Raw genomic sequence first — 25,779 nt, 5'->3', positions numbered from 1 at the left:
GGCCGGGACGCAGCCGTTCCGGCTGGAGCGCAAGCGGGTCCGCTACGACGCCACCGGCGGCGGCCGCCCGATGCGGTTCGTCCACCGGATCGAGCCGGCGGGCGAGATGGAGACCGTGTGCATCCAGGTCGCGGCCGCCGACTCGCTGTACGTGACCGACGACCTGATCGTCACGCACAACACGCTCAATGACGCGTTCATCATCCTGGACGAGGCGCAGAACACCACGCCGGAGCAGATGAAGATGTTCCTGACCCGGCTCGGCTTCGGCTCCAAGGTCGTGGTGACCGGCGACGTCACCCAGGTGGACCTGCCCGGCGGCACGACCAGCGGCCTGCGGGTGGTCCGGCAGATCCTCGACGGCGTCGAGGACGTGCACTTCGCCCAGTTGTCCAGCTCCGACGTGGTCCGCCACCGGCTGGTCAGCGACATCGTGGACGCGTACGCCCGGTACGACGCGGAGCAGCAGCAGAACCAGGCGGTCCGGCCGGTGGGTGGCCGGGCGGCGGGCCGCGGCGCCGGCCGGCGTCGCTGAGGGACGGGAGACACGTGTCCATCGAGATCGCCAACGAGTCCGGGGTCGAGGTCGAGACCGACTCGATCCTGGCGGTGGCGCGGCACGCGCTGGACCAGATGGGGGTGAACCCGCTCGCCGAGCTGTCCATCCTGCTCGTCGAGGCGGACTACATGGCCGAGCTGAACCACCGGTGGATGGGCTCGGAGGGCCCCACCGACGTGCTCGCCTTCCCGATGGATGAGAGCAGCGTCGACCACGGGCCGGGCGAGCCGTCCGGCCCCGAGCCGGCGCTGCTCGGCGACATCGTGCTCTGCCCGGAGGTGGCGGCCAAGCAGGCCGGCACCGCCGGGCACCCCGCCGCGGACGAACTGCACCTGCTCACGGTCCACGGCGTCCTGCACCTGTTGGGCTACGACCACGCCGAGCCGGAGGAGGAGCGCGAGATGTTCGGGCTCCAGGCGCGGCTGCTGGACAGCTGGCGGGCCGGGCAGAAATGAGCTCCGGGCTACCGGACTTCACCCTGCTGGTGTTCGCGGCCGGCCTGGTCGTTCTGGCCGGCCTGTTCGCGATGATCGATTCGGCGCTGAACTCGGTCAGCGCCGCCCGCGCCGCGGAGCTGGCCCGGGACGGGCTGCGCGGTGCGAAGGCGCTGCAGGCGGTCGCCGCCGACGCGGTCCGGCACATCAACCTGTTGCTGCTGTTGCGGTTGCTCTCCGAGTTGACCGCCACCACCCTGGTCGCCCTGGTCGCGGTGGACACGTTCGGCGCCGGCTGGACGGCCGCGCTGGTCACCGCCGGCGCGATGACCGTGGTCAGTTTCGTGGTCGTCGGGGTGTTCCCGCGCACGATCGGCCGGCAGCACGCGTACACGGTCGGGCGCAGCACGGCGGGGCTGGTCCGGTGGCTGGGCCGGGCGCTCGGCCCGCTCGCCTCGCTGCTGATCCTGATCGGCAACGCGGTCACCCCGGGGCGCGGCTTCCGCGGCGGCCCGTTCGCCACCCAGATCGAACTGCGCGAGCTGGTTGACCTGGCGGAGCAGCGGGGGGTGGTGGAGCACGGCGAGCGGCAGATGATCCACTCGGTGTTCGCGCTCGGCGACACCATCGCCCGCGAGGTCATGGTCCCGCGGACCGAGATGGTGTGGATCGAGTCCGGCAAGGCGCTGCGCCAGGCCCTGGTGCTGTTCCTGCGCTCCGGCTTCTCCCGCATCCCGGTGGTCGGGGAGAGCGTCGATGACGTGCTCGGCGTGCTCTACCTCAAGGACGTGGTGCGCCGCACCCAGAGCGACGACCCGGCCGCCCCGGACATCCCGGTCGCCGACGTGATGCGGGCGGCCAGCTTCGTGCCCGAGTCGAAGCCGGTGGACGATCTGCTGTCGGAGATGCAGGCGGCCCGCATCCACGTGGCGATCGTGGTGGACGAGTACGGCGGTACCGCCGGGCTGGTCACGATCGAGGACATCCTGGAGGAGATCGTCGGCGAGATCACCGACGAGTACGACGTGGAGCGCCCGCCGATCGAGCGGCTCGACGGGGAGGCGGTGCGGGTGGCGGCCCGGCTGCCCGTCGAGGATCTCGGCGAGCTGTTCGACACCGAACTGCCCGCGGACGAGGTGGAGACCGTCGGGGGGCTGCTGGCCCAGGCGCTGGGCCGGGTGCCGATCCCGGGCGCTACCGCCGATGTGGCCGGGCTGCGCCTGCTCGCGGAGGGCACCACCGGGCGGCGCAACCGCATCGACACCGTCCTGGTCCGCCGGGTCGCGGCCGGCGACGGTGCGCCCGCCGAGGCCGCACCCACCCCCGAGGAGAGGCAGCACGCCGATGTCTGAGTTGGACGCCGAGGACAGCAAGCTCGTCGTCCTGGCCCGGGGCGCGCGCGCCCGGGTCGGTGCGGCCGAGGGCGCCGCGGTCCGGGACCAGGATGGGCGCACGTATGCCGCGGCCACGGTCGCGCTGCCGTCGCTGGGGCTGACCGCCCTGCAACTGGCGGTCGCCTCCGCCGCCGCGGCGGGCGCCCGGAGCCTGGAGGCCGCCGCGGTGGTCACCGAGGCCGCCGCGGTGGAGGAGGCCGGGCGGGCCGCCGTGCGCGATCTCGCCGTGGACGCGCCCATCCACCTGGCCGCGCCCGGCGGCGAGGTGCTGGGTACCGTGCTGGGATGACCGACGGTTACCGGGCGGGGTTCGCCTGCTTCGTGGGGCGTCCCAACGCCGGCAAGTCGACGCTCACCAACGCCATCGTCGGCCAGAAGATCGCCATCACGTCCAGCAAGCCGCAGACCACCCGGCACGTGATCCGGGCGGTCCTGCACCGCCCGGACGCCCAGCTCGTGTTGGTGGACACGCCCGGCCTGCACCGGCCGCGCACCCTGCTCGGCGAGCGCCTGAACGACCTGGTCCGGCAGACCTGGAGCGAGGTCGACGTGATCGGGCTGTGCATTCCGGCGGACGAGCCGGTCGGGCGCGGCGACCGGTTCATCACCGGCGAGATCGCCGAGCTGAAGGCCACCGTCGTCGCGGTCGTCACCAAGACCGATCTGGTGCCCCGGGACCGGCTCGCCGAGCAGCTCGTGGCGGTCAGCGAGCTCGGTGAGTTCGCCGATGTGGTACCGGTCAGCGCGGTCTCCGGCTTCCAGGTCGGCACCCTGGTCGACGTGATGACCGGGTATCTGCCGCCCTCGCCGCAGCTGTACCCGGACGACATGCTCACCGACGAACCGGAGCAGGTGCTGATCGCGGAGCTGATCCGCGAGTCCGCCCTGGAGGGGGTGCGGGACGAGTTGCCGCACTCGATCGCGGTGCTGGTCGAGGAGATCGTGCCGGAGGGGAACCTGACGAAGATCTACGCCGATGTCTACGTGGAGCGGCCCAGCCAGAAGGCCATCGTCATCGGGCACCGGGGCAGCCGCCTCAAGGAGGTCGGCACCCGGGCGCGGCAGGAGGTGGAGAAGCTGGTCGGCGGCCGGGTGTACCTGGACCTGCACGTGCGGGTCGCCAAGGACTGGCAGCGGGATCCGCGGCAACTGCGCAAGCTGGGGTTCTAGCGCGGTGTCGACCGTGCTGATCACGGGGGCGGCCTGGAGGCCCTGGGCAGCCTGTACGCCGACCGTTTCGGCATGACCGTGGTGGCGGTCCGGATCGGCGCCTGCTTCCCGGAGCCGAAGGCCGAGTGGGCGTTGGACACCTGGCTGTCGCCGGACGACTGCGGGCGCCTCGTGGAGTCCTTCCTCACCACGGACGCCTCCGGCTTCCACGTCATCTGGGGGGTCAGCCGCAACGCGGATCGCTGGTGGTCGCTGGCGGAGGCCGCCGCCGTCGGCTTCGACCCGCGGGACGACGCGGCCCGGTACGAGGGGCTGGTCCCGCCCACGGACGCCGAGAGCGCGCAGACCGACGGCCTGATCGGCAAGACGTTCTGCACCCACCCGCTCGGCGAGCCGATGCGGCGCTGACGCGTCAGGAGGCGGGCGGGGCCACCGGGTTCGGCAGGGCACCACCGAACCGGCGGTCGCGCTGCGCGTACAGCTCGCAGGCGTACCAGAGGTGGCGGCGGTCGAAGTCGGGCCAGAGGGTGTCGAGGAAGACCAGTTCGGCGTAGGCGGACTGCCAGAGCAGGAAGTTGGAGGTGCGCTGCTCGCCGGAGGGGCGCAGGAACAGGTCCACGTCGGGGACCTCGGGGTGGTACAGGTACCGGGCGATGGTCTTCTCGCTGATCCGGTCGGGGTGCAGGCGGCCAGCGGCGACGTCGCGGGCGATGGCGGCGGTGGCGTCGGCGATCTCGGCGTGGCCGCCGTAGTTCACGCAGAACTGGAGCGTGAGGGTGCTGTTGCCGCGGGACATCTCCTCGGCGGTGGTCAACTCGCTGATCACCGACTTCCACAGCCGCCCGGGCCGGCCGGACCAGACCACCCGCACGCCCAGGTCGATGAGCTGGTCGCGGCGGCGGCGGATGACGTCCCGGTTGAAGCCCATGAGGAAGCGGACCTCCTCCGGCGAGCGGCGCCAGTTCTCGGTGGAGAACGCGTACGCGGACAGGTACGGGACGCCCAGTTCGATGGCGCCCTCGACGGTGTCGAACAGGGAGTATTCGCCCTGTTCGTGCCCCTTGGTGCGGGGCAGCCCGCGTTCCTTGGCCCAGCGGCCGTTGCCGTCCATCACGATCGCCACGTGGCGGGGGAGTGCGCCGGCGGGCAGTTGCGGCGGCCGGGCGCCGGAGGGGTGGGGCGTGGGCGCCACGGGTTGACGACGCTTCATCAGTTACGGACCCCCGGTTCAGGCACGGTCGACCAGCGGCAGCGAGCGTAGCGCGCGCTCCAGGTGCCATTGCAGATGCGCCGCGACCAGGCCGCTGCACTCCCGGCGGACTCCGGTGGCGGAGGAGTCCGCGACGGTCCAGTCGCCGCCGGCGAGCGCGGCCATCAACTCGACCGTGTCGGGGGCGGGGTGGGCGGCGCCGGGCGGGCGGCAGTCGGGGCAGACGGAGCCGCCGGCCGGTACCGAGAACGCGCCGTGCCGGCCGGGGGTGCCGCAGACCGCGCACTCGCGCAGGGCGGGCGCCCAGCCGGCGATGCCCATGGCGCGCAGCAGGTACGCGTCCAGCACCAGGGTCGGCGCGTGCTCGCCGAGCGAGAGCGCCCGCAGCGCACCGAGCGTGAGCAGGAACAGGCGCAGGGACGGCTCCTGTTCGACCGGGGTGAGCCGCTCGGCGGTCTCCGCGATCGCGGAGGCGGACGTGTACCGCGGGTAGTCGGCGAGGAAGCTTCCGCCGTACAGGTCGATGCCCTCGACCTGGCTGACCGTGTGCAGGCCGGGGGTTCGCGGGTCGCCGGCGAGTTGGAGGTCGACGTGGCCGAACGGCTCCAGCCGGGCCCCGAACCGGGACATCGTGCGCCGGACCCCCCGGGCGACCGCCCGGACCCGGCCGTGCCGGCGGGTGAGCAGCGTGATGATCCGGTCGGACTCGCCCAGCTTCTGCACGCGCAGCACCACCGCGTCGTCGCGGTAGAGGGGTCGGCGCATCCCGGGCACCCTCCCATCATGCCCGACCTTGGGGGCGGCACTGACCCGGAGCGGCACCGACCCCCAGCGCGGCACCGACCCTGATAGCGCTCAGGGTCGCGTATCCGGGGCGGCTCGGTGGTGAGTCCGGATACGCGTGTGGCGGCCGGGCCGTAACGTGCGGTCCATGCCGAGAGCTCGCCGCGCCGCAGTCATGACCGTCGTTCTCGCCGCCGGGGTCGCCGGCCTCGCCGGGTGCGCCTTTCAGAACGCCCAGTTCAGCGTCGACAGCACCGAATCGGCGACGGTCACCGAGATCCGGCTGAGCGGCGGGGGCAGCGGCAACGTGACCGTCCTGCCATCCGAGGACGGCAAGACGCACATCCACCGCGAGGTGCACTACGCGGGGGATCGCAACGACACCACCCCGTTCCACCTGGAGGGTTCGATCCTCGTGGTCTCCACGGACTGCGGCTGGCGGTGCGGGATCTCGTACGACATCCGTGCGCCGCAGGGTGTGCGGGTGACCGGCGAGAGCAGCTCCGGCAACGTGCGCCTGACCAACGTGTCCGATGTGGATCTGCGGGTGGACTCGGGCAGCGTGCTGGTCGACGGGTCGACCGGGGTGGTGCGGGTGACCGCCTCGTCCGGCGACGTCGAGGTGAACGGCACCGAGAAGGATCTCGATATCCGGGTGGATTCGGGCAACATCACCGCCCGGGCGGTGCGCTCGCCGCGCACGGTCCTGCACGCGTCCTCGGGGCGGATCGAGGTGCGCCTGGCCGCCGCGGGCAACGTGCAGGCGGTCGTCGACAGCGGCGGGATCACGCTGGACATCCCGGTCGGCCGGCAGGGGTACCGGGTGCAGGCGAGCGCGGACAGCGGCACCAAGTCCATCGACGTGCCGATCGACTCGACCAGCCCCTACCTGCTCGACCTGAGCACGAGCAGCGGCGACATCACGGTCCGCAACATCACCGCGTGACCCGGGTCAGGCGTGGTCGGCGCAGCAGGGCGTCGGGTTCGGCACCTCGAACGGCGCGATGCCGCCGCCGGCCACCGGCGTGGTGACCAGCGTCAGCCGCCCGTCCATCCACTGCGGGCGGACGAAGTCCCGGGTGCGCACGGGGGAGTCCGGGGCGGCGGGTGGCCCGCCGATGACGGTGACCCGCTCGATGGCGCTGGCCGCCAGCAGGTCCGCGACGGTCAGGGTGCCGACCAGGAGCTCCACGCCCGGGTAGAGCACCGCCCGGCCGCCGGTGCGGGCCGTGTGCGCGGCGGCGGCCAGCTCCGCCGCCTCGGCCAGCGCCGGGTCGCCGGCTTCGGCCGGTGCGCCGGCCAGGCCCTCGATGCTGACGGCCACGTGCGGGTGGGGCGCGCGGACGAGGTGCGTGCAGGCGACCACGCCGCCGCGGCCGGCCGGGGATACGAGGTCGTACACCCAGTGCTCGGCCGCGGCCGGCGTGGCGTGCCCGCGGCTGATGCCGAGAACGGTCATGTGGTCGGCAGCACCCAGATCGGGTTGGCGTAGAACCAGAGGTCCTGCCACGGGTCGGCGTCGCCGGACAGGTCCATGGCCGGTCCGAACGGGTCCACCGCCGCGCCCATCAGCCCGGCCTGGCCGCGGTTGCCGTCCGTGCCCCGCACCCGCAGGTAGAAGGGCTCGTCCACGCGGCCGAAGTTGTGGGTGAACGAGACCCGGCCGGTGTGGGCGGAGACCTCGAACGACTTGACCACCCTGGTGCGCGGCGTGGTGAACGCGTCCGGGTCGCTGACCGGGCCGGTGACCGCGCCGGCGATCACGTCCACCCGGGCCAGCGCCGGGACGAACTGGGCCCAGTTCGGCTGGTCCGCGAGGTCGATCTCGATGGTGACCTCGACCGCGGTGCCCCGGCGCACGGTCAGCACGCCGCCGAGCGGAGTGTCCGAGTTGCGGCCCTTGTTGCCGGCCTCGCGGGCCCGCACGTCCAGGGACTTGATGAGCCCGCCGTGGTCCACCCAGACCCGGCCGTCCCGGATGGCGTCCATCACGGCCCGGTACGTGGCGGTCGTCGCGCCGACGTGGGTGCGGCTGTAGTACCCCGGCCAGAAGTCGCTGGCGCCGGTGTTCAGGCTGGTGCCGTGCACCGGGTCCCCGTACCGGCCGTCGGTGGCGAAGTCGCCCGGCCCGCGCACGGCGCTCTCCAGCCAGACGGTGTGCGAGTCCGAGTTGGCGCTGATCCACCACGGCTTGCCCTCGGCCAGCAGGCTGTCCCAGAGGCCGCCGACCGTCGAGGTCATCCAGTCGAAGCCGCCCCAGGTCCGGTAGCTCTCCAGGGGGTACCCGGGGAAGCTCGCCGCGGACGGGCTGTTGTCGTACGCGCCGCGCCCGCCGCCGGGGCCGAGCGGCTTGGGGATGCCGGCGGCCTGGTGACCGGGGGCGCCCTCCATGCCGACCGCGACCTGTGGGTCGGCGTCCCGCCAGGCGCGGATCTCGTGCGGCGAGTCCACGCCCCGGCGCGCCGGGTGGTTGGCCAGGAACAGCGCCCCGTCGATGCGCCGGCGCCGGACCGCCTCGCCCAGCCACTTGATGCCGGCCACCGCCAGCGCCTCGTTCGCCGCGCCCGGGTCGGTGGTGTTGGTGACCGCGCCGTCGTACGCGTTCTCGAACTCCTTCAGTACGGCGAGTTCGTTCTTGCCCGGGTGGACGAAGACCGTGCCGTGCTCGGCGGCCGGGATGTTCCACTCCAGGCCCTGGAAGATCAGCAGCTCCCGCAGGTCGTCGCGGGCGGCGAGGATGTCCGGGCGGACCTTGTCCACGCCGATCTTCGCGTGGGTGGCGCTGCCGTGGTCGGTGATGACCATCCAGTCCAGCCCGTACGCCCGCGCGTGCCGGGCCTGGTCGACGACCCGGTACATCGCGTCGGAGCTGTACTGGGTGTGGATGTGGTGGTCACCGGCGAGCCACTGCAGCTTGCCGGCCTGCACGGCGGGCCCCTGCGCGTGCGCGACGTCCGGGACGGAGAAGACGCCGGTCATGCCGGCCGCGGCCCCGGCGCCGAGGAGCCCGGCGCCGCGCAGGAAGCCACGCCGGGAGACGTCCGACGGCGACAGTTCGGAGTCCGGTACCGAGGTGTCGAGCGCCGGGGGGAGATCCGCGTCGATCTCGTGGGGATGGGGGTGCGGGTGGTGATGGTGGTGATGATCGTGACCCATGCCGCCAATCTCGCGGCGCCGCGCGAACCGCGGGTGACGCGCGGGCGTCCGATGCGGGAAATCGCATGGGTCATCGGCGGTGGCGCCGCGCCGCGCCCGCCGGGGCTCGGGTGTGGTCAGCCGATCAACGGGCGGAACGTCCCCAGTAGCACGCTGACCGCGAGCGCCAGCGCCCCGGCCAGCGCCGCGGCGAGCAGCAGCGCGACGTCCGCGCCGCCGAACCGGGACCGCCGGGCGCTGGTGCGCGGGGTGCCGGCGTCGAAGCCCCGGGCGTCCATCGCCACGGCCAGTCGGGTGCCCTGCCGGATCGCGCCGACCAGCAGCGCGAACGCCGTCGAGGCGAACAGCCGCACGGCGGCGACCGGGTTGCGCCCGGCCTCGATCCCGCGCGCCCGCCGGGCCAGGGTCAGCGCCTGCCAGCGCCGCCCCATCAGCGGGACCAGGCGGAACGCGGCCAGCGCCCCGATCGCGAAGCGGTGGGGGGCGCGGGCGTGCTGGGTCAGCGCGTCGGCCAGTTCGGTCGGGTCGATGGTGGCGAAGACGAGGACGCCGGGCAACGCCACCGCCACGATCCGCAGGGCCAGGCCCAGCGCCGTGATGAGCACCCCCGTGGTGACCGCGAGCGGGCCGAGGTGGACCAGCACCGCACCGGTCCGCTCGGCGGCGAACAGCACCAGCGTGGTGACCACGCCGACCGCGCTGAGCAGCAGCGGCCAGGCGCGCCGGGCCAGCGTGCGGTAGCGGACGCCGAACAGCGGCACCACGGCCAGTTCGACGGCGATCCCCAGGGCGGGCGTGACCGGGTCCACGGTGGCCAGCAGCGGCGCCGAGAACAGCACCGCCGCCCCAACCTTCGCCAGCGCATTCCGCTGCCCCAACGGCCCGCCGATCCTGGCGTCCTGCTGCCCGCCGTGCCCCGGTTCGGGGCGGTCGTCACCCACCACAAGTCCAAGATCGGCGGGCGTGGAGGGCGGCGACCAGGGGGGCGTCGTGGGTGACGACGGCCAGGGCGTGGCCCTGGTCGCGCAGGTCGGCGAGCAGGTGCAGCAGTTCGCTCCAGGTGCGCCGGTCCTGGCCGAAGGTGGGCTCGTCCAGCACGATGACCCGGGGCGCCGTCGCCAGCGCCGTCGCCACGCTCAGCCGCCGCGCCTCGCCCCCGGACAGTGTGTACGGGTTGGCGCCGGCCAGCTTCTCCAGCCGCAGCCGGGCCAGCAACTCGTCGACCATGGCGCTGACCTCGGCGGCGGGGCGCCCCAACCGGCGCGGGCCGAGGGCCAGTTCGTCCGCGACCCGGGCGGTGACGAACTGGTTCTCCGGGTCCTGGAAGACCGAACCGATGCGGGCGGTCAGCGCGCGGGCCGGCCAGCGGTGCGGGGGCCGGGGCTCGCCCAGCGCCGCCACGCGCCCCCGGGTGGGGGCGGCGAGCCCGCCCAGCAGCAGCGCCAGGGTCGACTTGCCGGCCCCGTTCGGACCGAGCACCGCCAGCGCCTCGCCGGACCGCAGTTCGAGGTCCACATCGGACAGCGCCGGCGCCGGGGCGCCGGGGTAGGTGTAGCCGACCCCGGTGGTGGTCAGCACGACCTCGCCCGGGGTGCCGGAAGGCGGACGCCGGGGGAGCGGGCGACCCGGCACCCAGACGCCCTCGGCGGCCAGCCGGTCGCCGTGCTCGGCGAACACCCGCTCCGGTGGGCCGTCCGCGCGCACCCCGCCGCCGGGCTCCAGCACGACCACCCGGTCGACGAGCGGCAGCGCCTCGGCCACCCGGTGCTCCACCAGGACCATCGTGGTGCCGCCCGAACCGGTCGCCCGGCTCAGCGCCGCGCGGACCAGGTCCGCGCCGGCCGGGTCCAGGTTCGCGGTCGGCTCGTCCAGCAGGAGCAGCCCCGGGCGCAGGGCCAGCGCACCGGCCAGGGCCAGCCGCTGCTGCTCGCCGCCGGAGAGCGCGGACGTGTCCCGGGCCCGGCCGTAGGGGAAGCCCACCAGGTCCAGCGCGGCGTCGACCCGGTGCCAGATCTCCTCCGCCGGGACGCCCCGGTTCTCCAGCCCGAACGCCACGTCGTCGCCGGCCCGGGCCATGACGAGCTGGGTCTGCGGATCCTGGAAGACGATGCCGACCCGCTCCCGGGCCTTGCGCGGCTCCAGGCCGTCCACCTCGACCGTGCCGGCCCGCTCACCCGAGTCCTCGGGGAGCAGGCCGGCCAGGGCGGCCAGCAGGGTGGACTTGCCGGCGCCGGACGGGCCGAGCAGCAGCACCCGCTCGCCGGCGCCGATCCGCAGGTCCACCCCGCGCAGCGCCCAGGCACGCCGGCCGGCGTGCCGCCAGCCGAAGCCGGCCAGGCGTACCTCGGCCACGCTCAGATGGCGGCGCGTTCGCGCCCGGCCGGGAACCGGTCCAGCACCCCGGTCTGGGCCAGCGCCCGGATCAGCGCCAGCGCGCCGAAGCCCGCGACGACCACGGAACTGACCACGGTCAGCAGGATGTAGGGGATCCCGAAGCTGCCCCAGGCGTACTCCGAGTACCAGACGACCTTGTCGTACAGGGCGGCGGCGAACCCGGACAGGGCGGCGGCCAGCAGCGCCACGGGTGCCCGGTACGACCGGTACGCGAAGATGGCGAAGGCCAGTTCGGCGGCGAGCGCCTCGATCGGACCCTGGATCACCAGCGTCCAGCCCCAGCTCGTGCCCAGCGCGACCGAGACGATCGCGGCGAGCGTCTCGGTGTAGAACGCGGCACCGGGCTTGCGGATGACCAGCGCGCCGAGCACGCCCGGCACCAGCCACGCGCCGTAGATCAGGGCCCGGCCGGGCAGCGGGATCGCGTCCGCCGGACCGTTCCAGAGCAGGCCCCAGGCCCAGAAGATGACGCCGAAGGCGACGGCCAGCACGGACGCGACCACGATGTCGACGGTCCGCCAGCGGTTGGATAAGGGTGGTGTCATGGCTGTTCCTCCCAGCTCGCGCGAACCAGGAAGAGACGCGGCGCCGCGCCCGCTCGGCGGACGGCGGCGCGGCTGTGAGATCGACCGAACTCCCTGCGCTGGCATTACCCAGATCAGGTTCGAGGGTCTGCGGCTGCCGCCGCACTCTCAGCGCTGTGCGCTCCCCTGTCGGATATGAAGTTGTTCCCCGGACGCTAACATCCCGCAACCCCGCGGCGCCGTGATCCGCGGCACGCTTTGCCCGCGGGCGCCTGCGCCGCCCCGTTCCGCGCGCCCGACCGTCTGGTCCGCCGGCGAGCACGACCCGGGCGGTGGAGACCCCTGTCGCCGGGTATTACCTTTCGGTAACTTGGAGGGGTCAGCGGTGTCATTGGGGGTTGCCATGACCACGACCCGGAGTCCCGGTAGCCAGAACCCCGGCGCGGGCGCGCAGGTCTCCGAAAAGGAGGCCCGGCAGGTGGCCGAGGCGGCCCGCGAATCCGAGTGGCGCAAGCCCAGCTTCGGCAAGGAACTGTTCCTCGGCCGGTTCCACCTCGACCTGATCGACCCCTGGCCGGCCCGCCCGCCGGTCCCGGACGCGGAGGACTTCCTCGACCGGCTCGGCGCGTTCGCCCGCTCCGAGGTGGACGGTGCGGCGATCGAGCGGGACGCCCGCATTCCGGACGAGGTGTTCCAGGGCCTGGCCCGGCTCGGCGCGTTCGGCATGAAGATCGACCCGAGGTACGGCGGCGTCGGCCTCGGCAACCGCGACTACTGCCGCGCCCTGATGCTGGTCGGCTCGGCCAGCCCGGCGATCGGCGCGCTGCTGTCCGCGCACCAGTCAATCGGCGTGCCCCAGCCGCTCAAGCTGTTCGGCACCGACGAGCAGAAGCGCACCTACCTGCCCCGGCTCGCCGCCGGCGAGGTCTCCGCGTTCCTGCTCACCGAGCCCGACGTCGGCTCCGACCCGGCACGCCTGCACACCACCGCCACGCCCACCCCCGACGGGCGGGGCTACCTGCTGAACGGCGTGAAGCTGTGGGCCACCAACGGCACGGTCGCCTCGCTGCTGGTCGTCATGGCCCGGGTGCCGGAGGGGGCGGGGCGCCGGGGCGGCATCACCGCGTTCGTGGTGGAGGGCGAGTCCGAGGGCATCACCGTCGAGCGGCGCAACGCGTTCATGGGGCTGCGCGGGCTGGAGAACAGCGTCACCCGGTTCCACGACGTGTTCGTGCCGAACGAGAACGTCATCGGCGCCGAGGGGCGCGGCCTGCGGATCGCGCTCACCACCCTGAACACCGGCCGGCTCTCGCTGCCCGCGATGTGTGTCGGCGCCGGCAAGTTCGCGCTGAACGTGGCCCGCGGCTGGGCCGCCGACCGGGTCCAGTGGGGGCGCCCGGTCGGCCGGCACGAGGCGGTCGCCAAGAAGATCGCCTTCATCGCCGCGTCCACCTACGGCATGGAGTCCATGCTGGACCTGTGCTGCCTGCTCGCCGACGACGACCGCAACGACATCCGGATCGAGGCGGCGCTGGTCAAGCTGTACGCCAGCGAACTGGCCTGGCGGGTCGCCGACGAACTGGTGCAGATCCGCGGCGGCCGCGGCTACGAGACCGCCGCCTCCCTGACCGACCGCGGCGAGCGCGCCGCGAGCGTCGAGCAGATCCTCCGCGACCTGCGGATCAACCGGATCTTCGAGGGCTCCACCGAGATCATGCATCTGCTGATCGCCCGGGAGGCCGTCGACGCCCACCTCGCCGTCGCCGGCGACATCATCGACCCGGACGCCGGACCGGGCCGCAGGGCCCGGGCGGGCGCCCGGGCCGGCGCGTTCTACGCCAGGTGGCTGCCCACCCTCGCCGTCGGCAGGGGGCAGACGCCGATGGGCTTCGGCGAGTTCGGCCCGCTCGCCACCCACCTGCGGTACGCGGAGCGCGCCTCCCGCAGGCTCGCCCGCTCCACCTTCTACGCGATGAGCCGTTGGCAGGGCCGGCTGGAGCGCAAGCAGGCGTTCCTCGGGCGCATCGTGGACATCGGCGCGGAACTGTTCGCCATCTCCGCGGTCTGCGTCCGGGCCCGCGCCGAGCGGCACACCCGTCCCGACGGGGTCGACCTGGCCGACCTGTTCTGCCGCCAGGCCCGCGAGCGCGCCGACGACCTGTTCGCCCACCTGTTCCGCAACACCGACGCCGCGGACTCGGCCGCCGCGAAGGACATCCTCGCCGGCCGGTACGCGTGGCTCGAGGACGGCGTGGTCATCCCGGCGGACGACGCGCCGTGGGTGGCGCACTGGGAGCCGGGCCCCGCCACCGTCCCGGATATGCGTCGCCGGATCCCGCCACCGGCGGAGAGTGGCGGTGCGACGCCGGGCGAGGCTCAGCCGGGCGGCTGAACCGCTCCCGGTCCCGCACCCGCGGCGCACTCCGGGCAGGTGCCGAAGATCTCCATGGTGTGGCTGACCTGGACGAAGCCGTGCTGGGCGGCCATCTTCTCCGCCCAGTTCTCCACCGCCGGGCCGGCCACCTCGACGGTCCGGCCGCAGCCGCGGCAGACCAGGTGGTGGTGGTGACCCTCGCTGCACCGCCGGTAGAGGTGCTCGCCGCCGGGCGGGCGCATCACGTCGACCTCACCGGCGTCCGCGAGGCCCTGGAGGGTCCGGTACACCGTGGTGAGGCCGACCCGCTCACCCCGCTCCCGCAGCATCGCGTGCAGTTCCTGGGCGCTGTGGAAGCCGGCGACCTCGCCCAGCAGGGAACTCACCGCGCTGCGCTGGCGGGTGTTGCGTACCGTGCTCTCGTTCGTCACCGCACCTCCCGGCCGGGGACAGTAGCCCCCACGGCCGCGGCCGTGGGGGCGGGCGCCTCACCGGCGTGGCTCACCGCGTCCGCGACGATGTGCGCCACGTGCTCGTCGACCAGCACGTAGGCGATCTCCCGGCCGCGCCGGGTGCCCCGCACCACGCCGGCGCCGCGCAGCACCCGCAGGTGCTGGGAGACCAGCGGCTGGGGGGCGCCGAGCGCCTCCACCAGTTCGTGCACGCAGCGCTCGCCGCTGGCCAGTTCGGTCACGATCGCGACCCGGATCGGCGCGGAGAGCGCGCGCAGCAGGTCGCTCGCGGCCTCGTACGCCTGGAATCCACCGGGTCTCATACCCGCAACCGTAGCCAACCGGCGAGGCGACCGACCCGCCGGCGCTACAGCAGCACGTCGGGCGGCTCCACCTGGGCGACCGGGTCGGGTGTGGGCACCCGCACCCGGCGCAGCGCGCGCAGCGCGCCGCCGGCCAGGCTCACCAGCGCGAAGCCGGCGATGGCGACCAGGACGACGGTGGCTCCGGGCGCCGTGTCGTACTGCCCCGCGACGGTGATGCCCAGCACGCCCGCCGCCAGCCCGAGCAGCATGGCCAGGTGCATGGTCTGCCGGAACCCGCGCGCCACCAGTTGCGCCGTCGCCACCGGTACCACCATGAGCGCGCTGACCAGCAGCAGGCCGACCGCCCGCATCGCCACCGTGACGGTGACCGCGGTGGCGACCGCGAGCAGCAGGTTCAGCGACCGCACCGGCAGCCCGCTGACCCGGGCGTACTCCTCGTCCTGGCAGAGGGCGAACAGCCACGGGCGCAGCAGCAGGGCGACGGCGAGCACCGCCGCACCGAGCACCGCCATCACCGTCAGGTCCGACCGGGAGGTGGTCATCGGCGAGCCGAACAGGTACGCGATGAGGTTGGTGCTGGTCTTGCTGCCGGACAGGCCGACCAGGAACACGCCGCCGGAGATGCCGCCGTAGAACAGCAGCGCCAGGGCGATGTCCCCGGAGGTGCGCCCGCGCTGGCGGACCAGTTCCACGGCGACCGCGCCGAGCGCGGCCACCACGACGGCGGTCAGCACCGGGGAGTTGCCGGTCAGCAGGCCGACGCCGACGCCGGTCAGCGCGATGTGCCCGATGCCGTCCCCGATCAGCGACATCCGCCGCTGGACCAGGTAGACGCCGAGCGCCGGGGCGGCCAGTCCGGTGATCGCGGCGCCGATCACGGCGCGGATCATGAAGTCGTACTGGAAGATCGTCACGCCCCCCACATCCCGGAGGCCTCGGCTGGCGCGTGCGGGTGGACGTGCTCGTGCGCCGGGTCGGCGTGGTGGCCGGCGGGGTCGGGCACCTCGGCGCAGTGCACCAGGCGCCCCTCGTGCACCACCACCGCCCGGGTGATCAGCGGCTTCAGCGGACCGAGTTCGTGCGCGACCAGCAGCACCGTGCCCCCGCCCGCGACGAACTCGCCCAGCGCTCCGGCGAACGCGGCCTGACTGCCGGCGTCCACCCCGGCGGTCGGCTCGTCCAGGATCAGCAGTTCCGGCTCGGCGGCCAGCGCCCGGGCGATCAGCGTGCGCTGCTGCTGCCCCCCGGAGAGCGTGCTCACCGGCTCCCCGGACCGGTCGGCCAGGCCGACCGCGGCGAGCGCGGCGCCGACCGCGGCGCGATCGGCGCCGCGCGGCGGGCGCAGCAGCCCCCGGCGGGCCAGGCGGCCGGAGGCGACCACCTCCGCCACCGTCGCGGGGACGCCGCCGCCCGCGCCCAGCCGCTGCGGCACGTACCCGATGCGGCGCCACTGCCGGAACCGGCGCAGCGGCGTGCCGAACAGGCGGATCTCGCCGCTGGCCAGCGGCACCAGCCCGAGGCAGGCGCGGATCAGCGTGGACTTGCCGGACCCGTTCGCCCCGAGCAGCGCCACCACCTCGCCGGCCTCGACGCTCAGGTGCGCACCGTGCAGGACCGCCCGGTCGCCGTACCCGACGACGCCGGCGCGGACCGCTAAAACGCTCATGAACAGCCCAGTGCGGTGCGGAGGGTGGACAGGTTGCTGCGCATCACCGAAAGGTAATCGCCCGAGTCACCCGGCTCCAGGCCCTCGATGGGGTCCAGCACCGCCGTCTTGGCGCCCACCTCCTTGGCGATCACCTCGGCCACCTTCGGGCTGACCAGGGTCTCGAAGAAGATCGTGGTGGCGTGGTGGGCGCGGGCCTGCTCGACGACGGTGGCCAGCCGCTGGGACGAGGGCTCCTGCTCGGGGGTCAGCCCGGAGAGAGCGACCTGCGTCAGGTGGTACCGGGCGGCCAGGTACCCGAACGCGGCGTGGCTGGTCACGATCTCGTGCCGCTCGCAGTTCGCCAGCCCCGCGGCGTACTCGGCGTCGAGCTTGCCCAGATCGGCGCGCAGCGCCGCGGCGCGGCCGGTGTAGTCGGCGGCATGGGTGGGGTCGACCTCGCCGAGCCGGGTGGCGACCGCGTCGGCGATGGCGCCGAGCCGCACCGGGTCGAGCCACACGTGCGGGTCCAACCCGCCCTCCTCGCCGGGCGGGGCGGCGTTCAGGGGCTGGACCGAGGCGACGTCCAGGTTCTTGCCGGCGTCGCGCTGGCCCACCGCGTCGTCCACCGCCGGCTGGAAGCCCTTGAGGTAGACGGCCAGGTCGGCGTCGGTGACCTGGGCCACCTGCTTGGGGCTCAACTCCAGGTCGTGCGGCTCGGCGCCGGGCTTGGTGAGGTTGTCCACCGACACGGCGTCCCCGCCGACCCGCTCGGTCACGAACTGGAGCGGGTAGAACGCGGTGATCACGGCGACCCGGTCGCCCGTGACCGACGCGGTGGCGGTGCAGCCGGCCAGGCCGGCGGCGGTGAGCAGGGCGAGCGCGGCGGCGCGCAGGGAACGGTTCGGCATGCCGACAACTGTCGACGATAATGAGAATGATTGTCAAAAGCGCATGTGTCTACATGACCTTCGCCAGGGTGACCAGCGCGAGTACGGCGAGGATCACCACCCGCAGCACGCGGGTCTGCGGCGGGGTCACCGGCCACGTCCGGGTCATCAGGGCGAGCAGGGCGCCCATGAGCACCACGAGCACCAGGCCACCCACGATCCCCGGCAGGAACAGCCCGAGCAGCACCAGCAGCACGGTCACCCCGAACGCGACGACCCGGTTGACCCGGGCCAGCCTCGCCAACATCGGCCTCGCCCCCATCCGTACAGTGGAGAACACATTCAACCGCACCGGAGGGGCCGGCCGTGCTCGTGGTGAACCGCTTCGTCGTCGCCGACGAGGAGGCGTTCGTGGGCCGGGCGCACACCGCCCTCGCCGCGCTCGCCGCCCGACCGGGGTACCTGAGCGGCCGGCTGACCCGGGCGCTGGACGAGCCGGAGCAGTGGTGCCTGCTCACCGAGTGGGAATCGGTCGGCGCGTACCGGCGGGCGCTGGGCGCCTTCGAGGTGAAGGTCTCCGCGACCCCGCTGCTGGCCGAGTCGCTGGCGGGGCCGTCCGCGTTCGAGGAGCTGGCCACCGCGCCGCCCGGCGGCGCGGTGACCGTCATGGCCAGCGACCGGGCCGGCTCCGAAGACGGTCGGCGCGGCGGCGACGCGCGAACTACGATCGCGGAATGAGCGCACCCGGCCCGTACGGCTCGCCGGGCGGACCCTGGGCGCCCGGATCGCCGGCCCACCCGTGGGCACCGGCCCACCCCGCCGACGCGCCACCCCCCGAGCAGCCGCCCGCGCCACCACCGCCACCCGGCCCGGGTGTGGTGCCGCCGTTCCCGGCCCCGCCCACCGAGGGCCGGTCCACCCGGCTGTGGTTGGCCCTCGGCGCCGGCGCGCTGGCCGTGCTGCTGTGCTGCGGCGGCGGCATCGCGGCCCTGGTCGGGCTCGTGGTCACCACCCCCGGAGCGGTGAACGAGCAGGCGCACGCCGCCGTCCGCAAGTACCTCGGCGCGCTCCAGCAGGGCGACTACGGCGCCGCCTACGACCAGCTGTGCGCGCGGGCCCGGCGGGTGGAGACCCGGGAGCACTTCGTCGAGCGGCACCGCAACGAGCCGCGGGTCACCGCCTACCAACTCGGCAACGTCGACATCAACCGGACGCCGATCGAGGTGCCGGCCCAGGTCTCGTACGACACCGGCAGCCGCACGACGATCAACTACGTGCTGGAGCAGGACTCGCGGACGGCCACCTTAGAGGTGTGCGGAGTCGACAGGTAACCTGGTGCGCTGGCAAACCAGTCACCGTACGCTTACCGTTCCAACACCCTGACATCCCCGCCGGCCGCCAGCCGGCGTAGGAGGAGCCGACCGCATGCCCGCAGACCGTATCGACGCCGTCGTCAGCCTGGCCAAGCGCCGGGGCTTCGTCTACCCGTCCAGCGAGATCTACGGGGGTACCCGTTCCGCCTGGGACTACGGGCCGCTGGGCGTGGAGTTGAAGGAGAACGTGCGCCGCCAGTGGTGGCGGGCGATGGTCCAGCAGCGCGACGACGTGGTGGGCATCGACTCCGCCGTGATCCTGGCCCGGGAGGTGTGGGCGGCCTCCGGCCACCTCGCCGAGTTCGTCGACCCGCTGACCGAATGCCAGGCGTGCCACAAGCGGTTCCGGGCGGACCACCTGGAGGAGGCGTACGAGGCCAGGCACGGCCGCCCGCCGGCCTCGCTTACCGAGATCAACTGCCCGAACTGCGGCAACAAGGGCACGTTCACCGAGCCGAAGATGTTCAACGGCCTGATGAAGACGTACCTGGGCCCGGTGGAGAGCGAGGAGGGCCTGCACTACCTGCGGCCCGAGACCGCGCAGGGCATCTTCGTCAACTACAAGAACGTGGAGACCTCGGCCCGCAAGAAGCCGCCGTTCGGCATCGCCCAGGTCGGCAAGAGCTTCCGCAACGAGATCACCCCGGGCAACTTCATCTTCCGGACCCGCGAGTTCGAGCAGATGGAGATGGAGTTCTTCGTCGAGCCCGGCACCGACGAGAAGTGGCACGAGTACTGGCTCACCGAGCGCTGGAACTGGTACACCGGCCTGGGCCTGACCGAGGCGAACCTGCGCTACTACGAGCACCCGAAGGAGAAGCTCTCCCACTACGCGAAGCGCACGGTCGACATCGAGTACCGCTTCCGGTTCGGCGGCACCGAGTTCGCCGAGTTGGAGGGCGTCGCCAACCGCACCGACTTCGACCTGTCCACGCACAGCAAGCACTCCGGCGTCGACCTGTCCTACTTCGATCAGGAGAAGGGCGAGCGCTGGATCCCGTACGTGATCGAGCCGGCCGCCGGCCTCACCCGCGCGGTGCTGGCGTTCCTGCTTGAGGCGTACGACGAGGACGAGGCACCGAACACCAAGGGCGGCGTGGACAAGCGCACGGTCATGCGGTTCGACCCGCGGCTGGCGCCGGTGAAGGTGGCGGTGCTGCCGCTGTCCCGCAACCCGGAGCTGTCCCCGAAGGCCCGCGGGCTCGCCGCGGACCTGCGCAAGCGGTGGATCGTCGAGTTCGACGACTCGCAGGCGATCGGCCGCCGCTACCGCCGGCAGGACGAGATCGGCACCCCGTTCTGTGTGACGGTCGACTTCGACACCCTGCAGGACGATGCGGTGACCATCCGGAACCGCGACACCATGGCCCAGGAGCGCATCGCCCTGGACCAGGTGGAGCGCTACCTGATCGAGCGGCTGCCCGGCTGCTGACCGCCTCGGCCGCCGGCAGCGGCGGGCGTCCCCCAGGCGAATCCGCCGGGGCGGCCGTTGCGGTCGGCGATCAGGCCGGCCAGCGTGGCGATCGCGATCTCCGCGGGCGTCTTCGAGCCGATGTCCAGCCCGATCGGCCGGTGGATCCGGGCGACCTCGGCGTCCGGGACGCCCAGCTCGCGCAGCGCGGCGACGTGCGGCCCGACGTGCCGGACATTGCCGATCACGCCGATCCACCGGCTGCGGTAGGCCAGCGCGTCGCGCAGCACCACGCCCAGCTCGGGCCGGTGGTGGTCGGTGACGACGACGTCGGTGTCGCCGTCCAGGAAGGACGGGTCGAGCGCGGACGCCACCCGGTGCGCCGCACCGTCGGCCCGCTCCCAGACGGGCTCGACGAGCGTGGTGGCGTAGCCGGCGTCCGCGGCGAAGTGCAGCAGGTGCCGGGCCACGGGCGAGGCGAAGACGGCGACGAGGGCCCGGGTGGTGGGCCCGGGCGGCGCGGCGCCGTGCGCGACGGCGCAGGCGGGATCGAGATGCGGGTCGGCCACGACGCCGACTCTGCCACCGACCGCCGGTCGCCGCTACCGCCGATCTCGGCGCTCGGCGGGTGGCCCTCGCGCGTGACCGGCGGCACAGCCTGAGATCGACATTCGCGCGGGCGTGGTTGTGCCCCACATGGATGTCGACGTCGTGGTGATCGGCGCTGGACAGGCGGGCCTGTCCAGCGCCTACTTCCTGCGGCACTACGGCTTCGGGTCGGGCTCCGGGTCGGGCTTCGGGTCGTTCGTCGTCCTCGACGCCGAGCGGGCGCCCGGCGGCGCCTGGCAGCACCGCTCGCCGTCGTTGACGATGGCCGAGGTGCACGGCATCTTCGACCTGCCCCGGGCGCAGTTCGCCGGCTCCACCGACCGCCCCGCCAACGTCGCCGTGCCCGCCTACTTCGCCGCCTACGAGAAGCAGTACGACCTGCCGATCCACCGCCCGGTACGGGTGGAGTCGGTGTCGCGCGGCGACGACCGCCTCATCGTCGCCACCGACCACGGCACGTGGCGGACCCGCGCGGTCATCAACGCGACCGGCACCTGGCGGCGCCCGTACTGGCCGTACTACCCGGGCCGCTTCGGCGGCCGGCAACTGCACTACGCCCAGTACCGGGGCCCGGGCGAGTTCGCCGGCCGGCGCGTCGTGGTCGTGGGTGGCGGCGCCTCGGCGGCGCACGTCCTCGCCGACCTGGGCGGCGTCGCCGCCGACACGCTCTGGGTCACCCGCCGCCCACCCGTCTTCCGCGAGGGCCCGTTCGGCCCCGAGGAGGGCCGGGCGGTCGTCGCCAAGGTGGACGAGCGGGTCCGGGCCGGCCTGCCGCCGCAGAGCGTCGTGAGCGTCACCGGCCTCACGTACTCGGCGACGGTCCGCCGCGCGATGGAGACGGGCACCCTGGACCGCCGCCCGATGTTCGCCCGGCTCACCCACACCGGCGTCGAGTGGGCCGGCGGCGACGCGTGGCCCGCCGACGCCATCGTCTGGTGCACCGGATTCCGGGCGGCCCTGTCCCACCTCGCGCCCCTCAACCTGCGCGAACGCGGCGGCGGCATCCGCGTCGACGGGACCCGGGTGGTGGCCGCGCCGCGCCTGCACCTGGTCGGCTACGGCCCCTCGGCGAGCACGGTCGGCGCGAACCGGGCCGGCCGGGCCGCCGCCCGTGAACTCCGGGACGCCCTGAGGCCCAGTCCGGCCGCCTCCGGGGCTAGATAGTGATGACGGTGACCAGATCCTCCAGGCCCGCCAGGTCATCGGCGTTTCGGGTGTAGACGGCCGCGCCGTGCGCGTGCGCCGTCGCGGCGATCAGCAGGTCCACGACCCGCGCTCGAGGCTGCCGCCCGGTCTCGACGACCCGAGCGGCCAATTGCCCGTAGCTGTCCGCCACCGCCTCGTCCACCGGTAGCGGGTCGAACCGCCGCTGGAGCGCGGTGAGGCGACTCAGCCGAACGGCCCGCACCTCGGGGGTCTTGGCGACGAGAACCCCGAAATGCAGCTCCGCCAGGCTGGCGACGCTGATGGCCAGCTCGCCCGGGATGGGTTCGACATCCGTGGCGACCAGCACGCTGGTGTCGAGGACGCCCCGGCTCACCGCGGCTCCCACGGGTCGGCGAGAGAGCCATCGATCAGGGCGCGGTCCGCGGCCCACTCCGCGTCCGCCGGACCCCTGAAGACATCCGCCAGGTCCTCCCAACGGCGCCAGGCCCGCGGGCTCACCGGACCGAGGACCGCCGCCGGGCGCCCCGCGACGGTCACCGTCACGCGCTCGCCGGCTTCCGCGCGGCGAACCAGGTCGCTCGCGTTCTGCCGCAGTTCCCGTAGCCCGACCTCGCTCACGCGGCAAACGTAGCACTTGTGCTACATGTTGGCCACGGGCGGTCAGCCCCGATCGCCCTCGCCGGTGTTCTCGCCGGACCACCACACCAAGATCGTCTTGGTCAGCCGCCGGAGTCGTCCAGTTCGGCGCCCTCGGGGACCGCCACCGCGTCGCGGTCGGCGAGCCAACCCTGCGGGAGGATGACCCGGCCGGGGGAGTTGGTGCGGCCGCGGGGCCGGCCCAGCACCTCCGCCGGGAACGGCGCCTGCGCGTCCAGCTTGCCGAGCAGGTCCTCCAGTTCCGCCAGGCTGGCTGCCATCGCCATGGACCGGCGCAGTTCCGAGCCGACCGGGAAGCCCTTCAGGTACCAGGCGACGTGCTTGCGGAAGTCCACCACGCCGTCCTGCTCGCTGCCCAGCCACTCCGTCAGCAACTCGGCGTGCCGGCGCATGACCCCGGCCACCGTGCCCAGGCTCGGCAGCACCCGCTCGGGTCGCCCGGCGAACGCGGCCGCCAGGTCCGCGAACAGCCACGGGCGCCCCAGGCACCCGCGGCCCACCACGACGCCGTCGCAGCCCGTCCCGGCCACCATCCGCAGCGCGTCGTCGGCCTCCCAGATGTCGCCGTTGCCCAGCACCGGTACGCGCAGTGCCGCCTTCAGCTCGCCGATCGCGGCCCAGTCGGCGCGCCCCGAGTACCGCTGCGCGGCGGTCCTGGCGTGCAGGGCGACCCACGCGGCGCCGCAGTCCTGCGCGATGCGCCCGGCCGCCACGAACGTCAGGTGGTCGTCGTCGATCCCCTTGCGCATCTTCACCGTGACCGGCAGCCCCTCCGCCGCCCCGACCGCCGCGTCCACGATCTGGCCGAACAGCCGCCGCTTCCACGGGATCGCCGAGCCGCCGCCCTTGCGGGTCACCTTCGGCACGCTGCACCCGAAGTTCAGGTCGACGTGGTCCGCCAGGTCCTCCGCCACGATCATGCGGACCGCCTGGCGCACGGTCTGCGGGTCCACCCCGTACAACTGGAGGCTCCGCGGCCGCTCGCCCGCCCCGAAGGCGATCATGCGCAGCGTACGGGGGTTCCGCTCGACCAGGGCCCGGGTGGTGATCATCTCGCAGACGTAAACGCCGGCCCCCTGCTCGCGGCAGAGTTGCCGGAACGCCACGTTGGTGATCCCCGCCATCGGCGCGAGCACCACCGGCGGCCGGACCGCCACCCCACCCAGTTGCAACACCACCCTCCGACAATGCCACACCCGCCCCCGGCGCCCCCGCCTCCGGCCTCGCAACCTTGATCGCGCACCCGCCGCGTGCGCGCCCGCCGATTCGAGATCTTGGTACGAATATGGCGGAAAGCGGATGATCCGTACCAAGATCTGTAATTGGGCCGGCGTACCGGGCTCCCGCGGCGCGCTGCGGCGGTGTTTTTTGACGGAAACTGCGCGTGGTATCGCTCCCAGAAACCCCATCGAACTGGGCATTGTGCCATTCGTCACCGGAAGGTCGCGAAGCGTCACCGCCCCCACTTACCCTCCGTCCTTAACCACCGTCTAGCGATGCGGCTCAGTGGATACATCGGCGTAGCGGGCAGCGCGCAGCAGCGGATAAGGAGTGGTCAGTGCCGGATCCCAAGTTCGTGTACGACTTTGCCGAGGGCAATCGCGACATGGCGGACCTGCTCGGCGGCAAAGGGGCCAACCTGGCCGAGATGACCCGCCTGGGGCTGCCCGTCCCACCCGGTTTCACGATCAGTACCGCGGCCTGCCGGTCCTACCTGGAGGGTGGCGCCGAGCCGGTGACGCTGCGGGCGGAGGTGGACGAGCACCTGCGCCGGCTGGAGCGGGCGCGCGGCAAGCGGCTCGGCGACGAGCGGGACCCGTTGCTGGTGTCGGTGCGTTCGGGTGCACCGATGTCGATGCCCGGGATGCTGGAGACCGTCCTCAACGTGGGGCTGAACGACGCGAGCGTGGCCGGGCTGGCCGGGCAGTCCGGCGACGAGCGCTTCGCCTGGGACTCGTACCGGCGGCTGATCCAGATGTTCGGCAAGACCGTCTGCGACGTGCCCGGCGACGAGTTCGAGTGGGCGCTGGACGAGGCCCGGAGTTCGGCCGGGGTGCGTACCGACGCGGAACTGGGCGTCGACCACCTGAAGAAGCTGGTCGACCGGTACAAGACGATCTTCTCGCAGCACGCGGGCCGCGAGTTCCCGCAGGACCCGCGCGAGCAACTGGACCTGGCGATCCTGGCGGTGTTCCGGTCGTGGAACTCGCACCGGGCGGTGCTGTACCGGCGGCAGGAGCGGATCCCGGCGGACCTGGGCACGGCGGTCAGCGTGGTGTCCATGGTGTTCGGCAACATGGGGCCGGATTCGGGCACCGGCGTGGCGTTCACCCGCGACCCGGGTACCGGTGAGCGCGGCGTCTACGGCGACTACCTGGCCAACGCGCAGGGCGAGGACGTGGTGGCCGGCATCCGCAACACGGTGCCGCTGCAGGAGCTGGAGCGGCTGGACAAGGTCAGCTACGACCGGCTCACGTCCATCATGGACAGGCTGGAGGCGCACTACCGGGACCTGTGCGACATCGAGTTCACGATCGAGCGCGGCACCCTGTGGATGTTGCAGACCCGGGTCGGCAAGCGCACCGCGGCCGCCGCCTTCACCATCGCCAGCCACCTCGTGGACGAGGGCGTGATCGACCTGGACGAGGCGCTGCGCCGGGTCACGGGCGACCAACTGGCCCAGTTGATGTTCCCCCGGTTCGACCTGTCCTCCTCGCCCCGGGTGCTGGCCTACGGCGTCGCGGCCTCGCCCGGCGCGGCGGTGGGCAGGGTGGTGTTCGACTCGGCCAGCGCGGTCGCGGCCGGGGAGCCGGTGATCCTGGTGCGCCGGGAGACCAACCCGGACGACCTGCCCGGCATGATCGCCGCCCAGGGCATCCTGACCTCGCGGGGCGGCAAGACCAGCCACGCCGCCGTGGTCGCCCGCGGCATGGGGAAGACCTGCGTGTGCGGCGCCGACTCGCTGGACATCGACCCGCGGGGCGGGACGTTCACCATCGACGGCAGGACCGTCCGCGAGGGCGATGTCATCTCCATCGACGGCGGTACCGGGCGGGTGTACCTGGGGGAGGTGCCGGTCTGCCCGTCCCCGGTGGTGCGGTACTTCGAGGGCGAGGCGGGCCCGCAGGACGACCCGCTGGTGGCGGCCGTGGACCGGATCGTGCGCCACGCCGACGAGGTGCGGCGGCTCGCCGTGCGCAGCAACGCCGACAACGGACCGGACGCGGCGCGGGCCCGGCGGTTCGGTGCGA

Annotated in this window: 29 protein-coding genes, 1 pseudogene and 1 riboswitch; of the genes and pseudogenes, 13 read left to right on the top strand and 17 right to left on the bottom strand. The window is 73.5% G+C overall.

Translation table 11 applies throughout. The annotated features are described in order from the left end of the window. Window positions 1–178: 178 nt before the first annotated feature. From KJS59_RS31260 to KJS59_RS17775, 6 genes and pseudogenes are all read left to right on the top strand, one after another. Window positions 179–535, top strand: a pseudogene (locus KJS59_RS31260) (PhoH family protein); the annotation flags it as partial. Between the two features lie 14 nt (window positions 536–549). Then, window positions 550–1,014 carry an rRNA maturation RNase YbeY gene (gene ybeY / locus KJS59_RS17795; protein WP_213454039.1) on the top strand — a complete coding sequence of 155 codons (465 nt, stop codon included), beginning with the start codon at window positions 550–552 and terminating at the stop codon, window positions 1,012–1,014. Beyond that, window positions 1,011–2,345 carry a hemolysin family protein gene (locus KJS59_RS17790; RefSeq protein WP_213454038.1) on the top strand — a complete coding sequence of 445 codons (1,335 nt, stop codon included), beginning with the start codon at window positions 1,011–1,013 and terminating at the stop codon, window positions 2,343–2,345. Before ybeY ends, KJS59_RS17790 begins: the two co-directional genes overlap by 4 nt. Then, window positions 2,338–2,676 (top strand): cytidine deaminase, encoded by a 339-nt coding sequence (locus KJS59_RS17785; protein WP_213454037.1) that lies wholly within the window; start codon window positions 2,338–2,340, stop codon window positions 2,674–2,676. Before KJS59_RS17790 ends, KJS59_RS17785 begins: the two co-directional genes overlap by 8 nt. Further along, complete coding sequence (gene era / locus KJS59_RS17780; protein WP_213454036.1) at window positions 2,673–3,557, top strand: GTPase Era; 885 nt, start codon at window positions 2,673–2,675, stop codon at window positions 3,555–3,557. The genes KJS59_RS17785 and era overlap by 4 nt, the downstream gene beginning before the upstream one ends. 72 nt (window positions 3,558–3,629) lie before the next feature. Next, a complete protein-coding gene (locus tag KJS59_RS17775) occupies window positions 3,630–3,965 on the top strand; it encodes a hypothetical protein (protein WP_213454035.1) in 336 nt (111 codons plus the stop codon). 4 nt (window positions 3,966–3,969) lie between these two features. Here KJS59_RS17775 and KJS59_RS17770 read toward each other — a convergent pair whose 3' ends face one another. Both KJS59_RS17770 and recO read right to left on the bottom strand, forming a co-directional pair. Further along, the gene (locus tag KJS59_RS17770) at window positions 3,970–4,767 is read right to left on the bottom strand and encodes an isoprenyl transferase (RefSeq protein WP_213454034.1); all 798 of its coding nucleotides are present in this window, start codon (window positions 4,765–4,767) and stop codon (window positions 3,970–3,972) included. 18 nt (window positions 4,768–4,785) lie between these two features. Beyond that, the gene (gene recO, locus KJS59_RS17765) at window positions 4,786–5,541 is read right to left on the bottom strand and encodes a DNA repair protein RecO (RefSeq protein ID WP_213454033.1); all 756 of its coding nucleotides are present in this window, start codon (window positions 5,539–5,541) and stop codon (window positions 4,786–4,788) included. A 157-nt stretch (window positions 5,542–5,698) separates the two neighbouring features. Here recO and KJS59_RS17760 point away from each other — a divergent pair, with 157 nt between their 5' ends. Beyond that, on the top strand, window positions 5,699–6,496 hold the full coding sequence (locus KJS59_RS17760; RefSeq protein ID WP_213454032.1) for a DUF4097 family beta strand repeat-containing protein: 798 nt from the start codon (window positions 5,699–5,701) through the stop codon (window positions 6,494–6,496). Window positions 6,497–6,502: 6 nt separating this feature from the next. On the opposite strand, the gene KJS59_RS17755 is transcribed toward KJS59_RS17760, so the two are convergent. The 5 genes from KJS59_RS17755 to KJS59_RS17735 all read right to left on the bottom strand — a co-directional run bounded on the left by KJS59_RS17755 (window position 6,503) and on the right by KJS59_RS17735 (window position 11,645). Continuing rightward, window positions 6,503–7,009 carry a hypothetical protein gene (locus tag KJS59_RS17755; RefSeq protein ID WP_213454031.1) on the bottom strand — a complete coding sequence of 169 codons (507 nt, stop codon included), beginning with the start codon at window positions 7,007–7,009 and terminating at the stop codon, window positions 6,503–6,505. After that, window positions 7,006–8,706 carry a PHP domain-containing protein gene (locus KJS59_RS17750; protein WP_213454030.1) on the bottom strand — a complete coding sequence of 567 codons (1,701 nt, stop codon included), beginning with the start codon at window positions 8,704–8,706 and terminating at the stop codon, window positions 7,006–7,008. The genes KJS59_RS17755 and KJS59_RS17750 overlap by 4 nt, the downstream gene beginning before the upstream one ends. A 116-nt stretch (window positions 8,707–8,822) precedes the next feature. After that, complete coding sequence (locus KJS59_RS17745; protein ID WP_249714353.1) at window positions 8,823–9,647, bottom strand: energy-coupling factor transporter transmembrane component T family protein; 825 nt, start codon at window positions 9,645–9,647, stop codon at window positions 8,823–8,825. Beyond that, entirely contained in the window at window positions 9,640–11,058 is a 1,419-nt protein-coding gene (locus tag KJS59_RS17740) for an ABC transporter ATP-binding protein (RefSeq protein WP_213454029.1), read from the bottom strand. Before KJS59_RS17740 ends, KJS59_RS17745 begins: the two co-directional genes overlap by 8 nt. Before the next feature lie 2 nt (window positions 11,059–11,060). Next, the gene (locus KJS59_RS17735; protein ID WP_213454028.1) at window positions 11,061–11,645 is read right to left on the bottom strand and encodes an ECF transporter S component; all 585 of its coding nucleotides are present in this window, start codon (window positions 11,643–11,645) and stop codon (window positions 11,061–11,063) included. A gap of 72 nt (window positions 11,646–11,717) precedes the next feature. After that, window positions 11,718–11,822: riboswitch (TPP riboswitch) on the bottom strand. 205 nt (window positions 11,823–12,027) lie between these two features. Here KJS59_RS17735 and KJS59_RS17730 point away from each other — a divergent pair. Beyond that, on the top strand, window positions 12,028–14,016 hold the full coding sequence (locus tag KJS59_RS17730; protein ID WP_213454027.1) for an acyl-CoA dehydrogenase family protein: 1,989 nt from the start codon (window positions 12,028–12,030) through the stop codon (window positions 14,014–14,016). On the opposite strand, the gene KJS59_RS17725 is transcribed toward KJS59_RS17730, so the two are convergent. The 6 genes from KJS59_RS17725 to KJS59_RS17700 are packed head-to-tail and all read right to left on the bottom strand — an operon-like array spanning window position 14,001 to window position 17,663. Next, window positions 14,001–14,429 carry a Fur family transcriptional regulator gene (locus tag KJS59_RS17725; RefSeq protein WP_213454026.1) on the bottom strand — a complete coding sequence of 143 codons (429 nt, stop codon included), beginning with the start codon at window positions 14,427–14,429 and terminating at the stop codon, window positions 14,001–14,003. The genes KJS59_RS17730 and KJS59_RS17725 overlap by 16 nt on opposite strands. Beyond that, entirely contained in the window at window positions 14,426–14,773 is a 348-nt protein-coding gene (locus KJS59_RS17720) for an ArsR/SmtB family transcription factor (protein WP_213454025.1), read from the bottom strand. The genes KJS59_RS17725 and KJS59_RS17720 overlap by 4 nt, the downstream gene beginning before the upstream one ends. 44 nt (window positions 14,774–14,817) lie before the next feature. Further along, the gene (locus tag KJS59_RS17715) at window positions 14,818–15,690 is read right to left on the bottom strand and encodes a metal ABC transporter permease (RefSeq protein ID WP_213454024.1); all 873 of its coding nucleotides are present in this window, start codon (window positions 15,688–15,690) and stop codon (window positions 14,818–14,820) included. Then, window positions 15,687–16,442, bottom strand: a complete 756-nt coding sequence (locus KJS59_RS17710) for a metal ABC transporter ATP-binding protein (RefSeq protein ID WP_213454023.1) — start codon at window positions 16,440–16,442, stop codon at window positions 15,687–15,689. Before KJS59_RS17710 ends, KJS59_RS17715 begins: the two co-directional genes overlap by 4 nt. Next, window positions 16,439–17,332, bottom strand: coding sequence for a metal ABC transporter substrate-binding protein (locus KJS59_RS17705; RefSeq protein ID WP_213454022.1), 894 nt, complete (start codon window positions 17,330–17,332; stop codon window positions 16,439–16,441). The genes KJS59_RS17710 and KJS59_RS17705 overlap by 4 nt, the downstream gene beginning before the upstream one ends. Before the next feature lie 49 nt (window positions 17,333–17,381). Further along, window positions 17,382–17,663 carry a hypothetical protein gene (locus tag KJS59_RS17700; RefSeq protein WP_307852676.1) on the bottom strand — a complete coding sequence of 94 codons (282 nt, stop codon included), beginning with the start codon at window positions 17,661–17,663 and terminating at the stop codon, window positions 17,382–17,384. Window positions 17,664–17,677: 14 nt separating this feature from the next. On the opposite strand from KJS59_RS17700, the gene KJS59_RS17695 reads away from it, so the two are divergent. The 3 genes from KJS59_RS17695 to KJS59_RS17685 all read left to right on the top strand — a co-directional run bounded on the left by KJS59_RS17695 (window position 17,678) and on the right by KJS59_RS17685 (window position 20,116). Then, complete coding sequence (locus KJS59_RS17695) at window positions 17,678–18,049, top strand: antibiotic biosynthesis monooxygenase family protein (protein ID WP_213454020.1); 372 nt, start codon at window positions 17,678–17,680, stop codon at window positions 18,047–18,049. Continuing rightward, on the top strand, window positions 18,046–18,642 hold the full coding sequence (locus KJS59_RS17690) for an Rv0361 family membrane protein (protein ID WP_306345175.1): 597 nt from the start codon (window positions 18,046–18,048) through the stop codon (window positions 18,640–18,642). Before KJS59_RS17695 ends, KJS59_RS17690 begins: the two co-directional genes overlap by 4 nt. A gap of 94 nt (window positions 18,643–18,736) precedes the next feature. Further along, the gene (locus KJS59_RS17685; RefSeq protein ID WP_213454019.1) at window positions 18,737–20,116 is read left to right on the top strand and encodes a glycine--tRNA ligase; all 1,380 of its coding nucleotides are present in this window, start codon (window positions 18,737–18,739) and stop codon (window positions 20,114–20,116) included. Here KJS59_RS17685 and KJS59_RS17680 read toward each other — a convergent pair. Further along, window positions 20,086–20,664, bottom strand: a complete 579-nt coding sequence (locus KJS59_RS17680) for an XdhC family protein (protein WP_213454018.1) — start codon at window positions 20,662–20,664, stop codon at window positions 20,086–20,088. The two genes, KJS59_RS17685 and KJS59_RS17680, sit on opposite strands and share 31 nt — an antisense overlap. Window positions 20,665–20,791: 127 nt before the next feature. Here KJS59_RS17680 and KJS59_RS17675 point away from each other — a divergent pair, with 127 nt between their 5' ends. After that, entirely contained in the window at window positions 20,792–21,868 is a 1,077-nt protein-coding gene (locus KJS59_RS17675) for an NAD(P)-binding domain-containing protein (protein ID WP_213454017.1), read from the top strand. Here KJS59_RS17675 and KJS59_RS17670 read toward each other — a convergent pair. The 3 genes from KJS59_RS17670 to dusB form a co-directional block, all read right to left on the bottom strand. Further along, window positions 21,861–22,244 (bottom strand): type II toxin-antitoxin system VapC family toxin, encoded by a 384-nt coding sequence (locus KJS59_RS17670; protein WP_213454016.1) that lies wholly within the window; start codon window positions 22,242–22,244, stop codon window positions 21,861–21,863. The two genes, KJS59_RS17675 and KJS59_RS17670, sit on opposite strands and share 8 nt — an antisense overlap. Continuing rightward, complete coding sequence (locus tag KJS59_RS17665) at window positions 22,241–22,489, bottom strand: type II toxin-antitoxin system Phd/YefM family antitoxin (RefSeq protein WP_213454015.1); 249 nt, start codon at window positions 22,487–22,489, stop codon at window positions 22,241–22,243. Before KJS59_RS17665 ends, KJS59_RS17670 begins: the two co-directional genes overlap by 4 nt. A gap of 101 nt (window positions 22,490–22,590) precedes the next feature. After that, window positions 22,591–23,706: a tRNA dihydrouridine synthase DusB gene (dusB, locus tag KJS59_RS17660; protein WP_283775794.1), complete on the bottom strand. Its 1,116-nt coding sequence runs from the start codon at window positions 23,704–23,706 to the stop codon at window positions 22,591–22,593. 428 nt (window positions 23,707–24,134) lie between these two features. Here dusB and KJS59_RS17655 point away from each other — a divergent pair. After that, on the top strand, window positions 24,135–25,779 hold a 1,645-nt coding region (locus KJS59_RS17655; protein WP_249714370.1), incomplete at its 3' end, for a PEP/pyruvate-binding domain-containing protein.

Origin of the sequence: Rhizomonospora bruguierae (assembly GCF_018397995.1) — a bacterium.
GTDB lineage: Bacteria > Actinomycetota > Actinomycetes > Mycobacteriales > Micromonosporaceae > Rhizomonospora > Rhizomonospora bruguierae.
This window is presented reverse-complemented; position numbering and strand designations above follow the sequence as displayed.

Bases quoted from the DNA above. Each gene is read 5' to 3' on its own strand.
- KJS59_RS17790 (WP_213454038.1), top strand. From the start codon at position 1,011: ATGAGCTCCGGGCTACCGGACTTCACCCTGCTGGTGTTCGCGGCCGGC.
- KJS59_RS17785 (WP_213454037.1), top strand. From the start codon at position 2,338: ATGTCTGAGTTGGACGCCGAGGACAGCAAGCTCGTCGTCCTGGCCCGG.
- era (WP_213454036.1), top strand. From the start codon at position 2,673: ATGACCGACGGTTACCGGGCGGGGTTCGCCTGCTTCGTGGGGCGTCCC.
- KJS59_RS17775 (WP_213454035.1), top strand. From the start codon at position 3,630: ATGACCGTGGTGGCGGTCCGGATCGGCGCCTGCTTCCCGGAGCCGAAG.
- KJS59_RS17770 (WP_213454034.1), bottom strand. From the start codon at position 4,767: ATGAAGCGTCGTCAACCCGTGGCGCCCACGCCCCACCCCTCCGGCGCC.
- KJS59_RS17760 (WP_213454032.1), top strand. From the start codon at position 5,699: ATGCCGAGAGCTCGCCGCGCCGCAGTCATGACCGTCGTTCTCGCCGCC.
- KJS59_RS17755 (WP_213454031.1), bottom strand. From the start codon at position 7,009: ATGACCGTTCTCGGCATCAGCCGCGGGCACGCCACGCCGGCCGCGGCC.
- KJS59_RS17750 (WP_213454030.1), bottom strand. From the start codon at position 8,706: ATGGGTCACGATCATCACCACCATCACCACCCGCACCCCCATCCCCAC.
- KJS59_RS17735 (WP_213454028.1), bottom strand. From the start codon at position 11,645: ATGACACCACCCTTATCCAACCGCTGGCGGACCGTCGACATCGTGGTC.
- KJS59_RS17730 (WP_213454027.1), top strand. From the start codon at position 12,028: ATGACCACGACCCGGAGTCCCGGTAGCCAGAACCCCGGCGCGGGCGCG.
- KJS59_RS17720 (WP_213454025.1), bottom strand. From the start codon at position 14,773: ATGAGACCCGGTGGATTCCAGGCGTACGAGGCCGCGAGCGACCTGCTG.
- KJS59_RS17710 (WP_213454023.1), bottom strand. From the start codon at position 16,442: ATGAGCGTTTTAGCGGTCCGCGCCGGCGTCGTCGGGTACGGCGACCGG.
- KJS59_RS17705 (WP_213454022.1), bottom strand. From the start codon at position 17,332: ATGCCGAACCGTTCCCTGCGCGCCGCCGCGCTCGCCCTGCTCACCGCC.
- KJS59_RS17690 (WP_306345175.1), top strand. From the start codon at position 18,046: ATGAGCGCACCCGGCCCGTACGGCTCGCCGGGCGGACCCTGGGCGCCC.
- KJS59_RS17685 (WP_213454019.1), top strand. From the start codon at position 18,737: ATGCCCGCAGACCGTATCGACGCCGTCGTCAGCCTGGCCAAGCGCCGG.
- KJS59_RS17675 (WP_213454017.1), top strand. From the start codon at position 20,792: ATGGATGTCGACGTCGTGGTGATCGGCGCTGGACAGGCGGGCCTGTCC.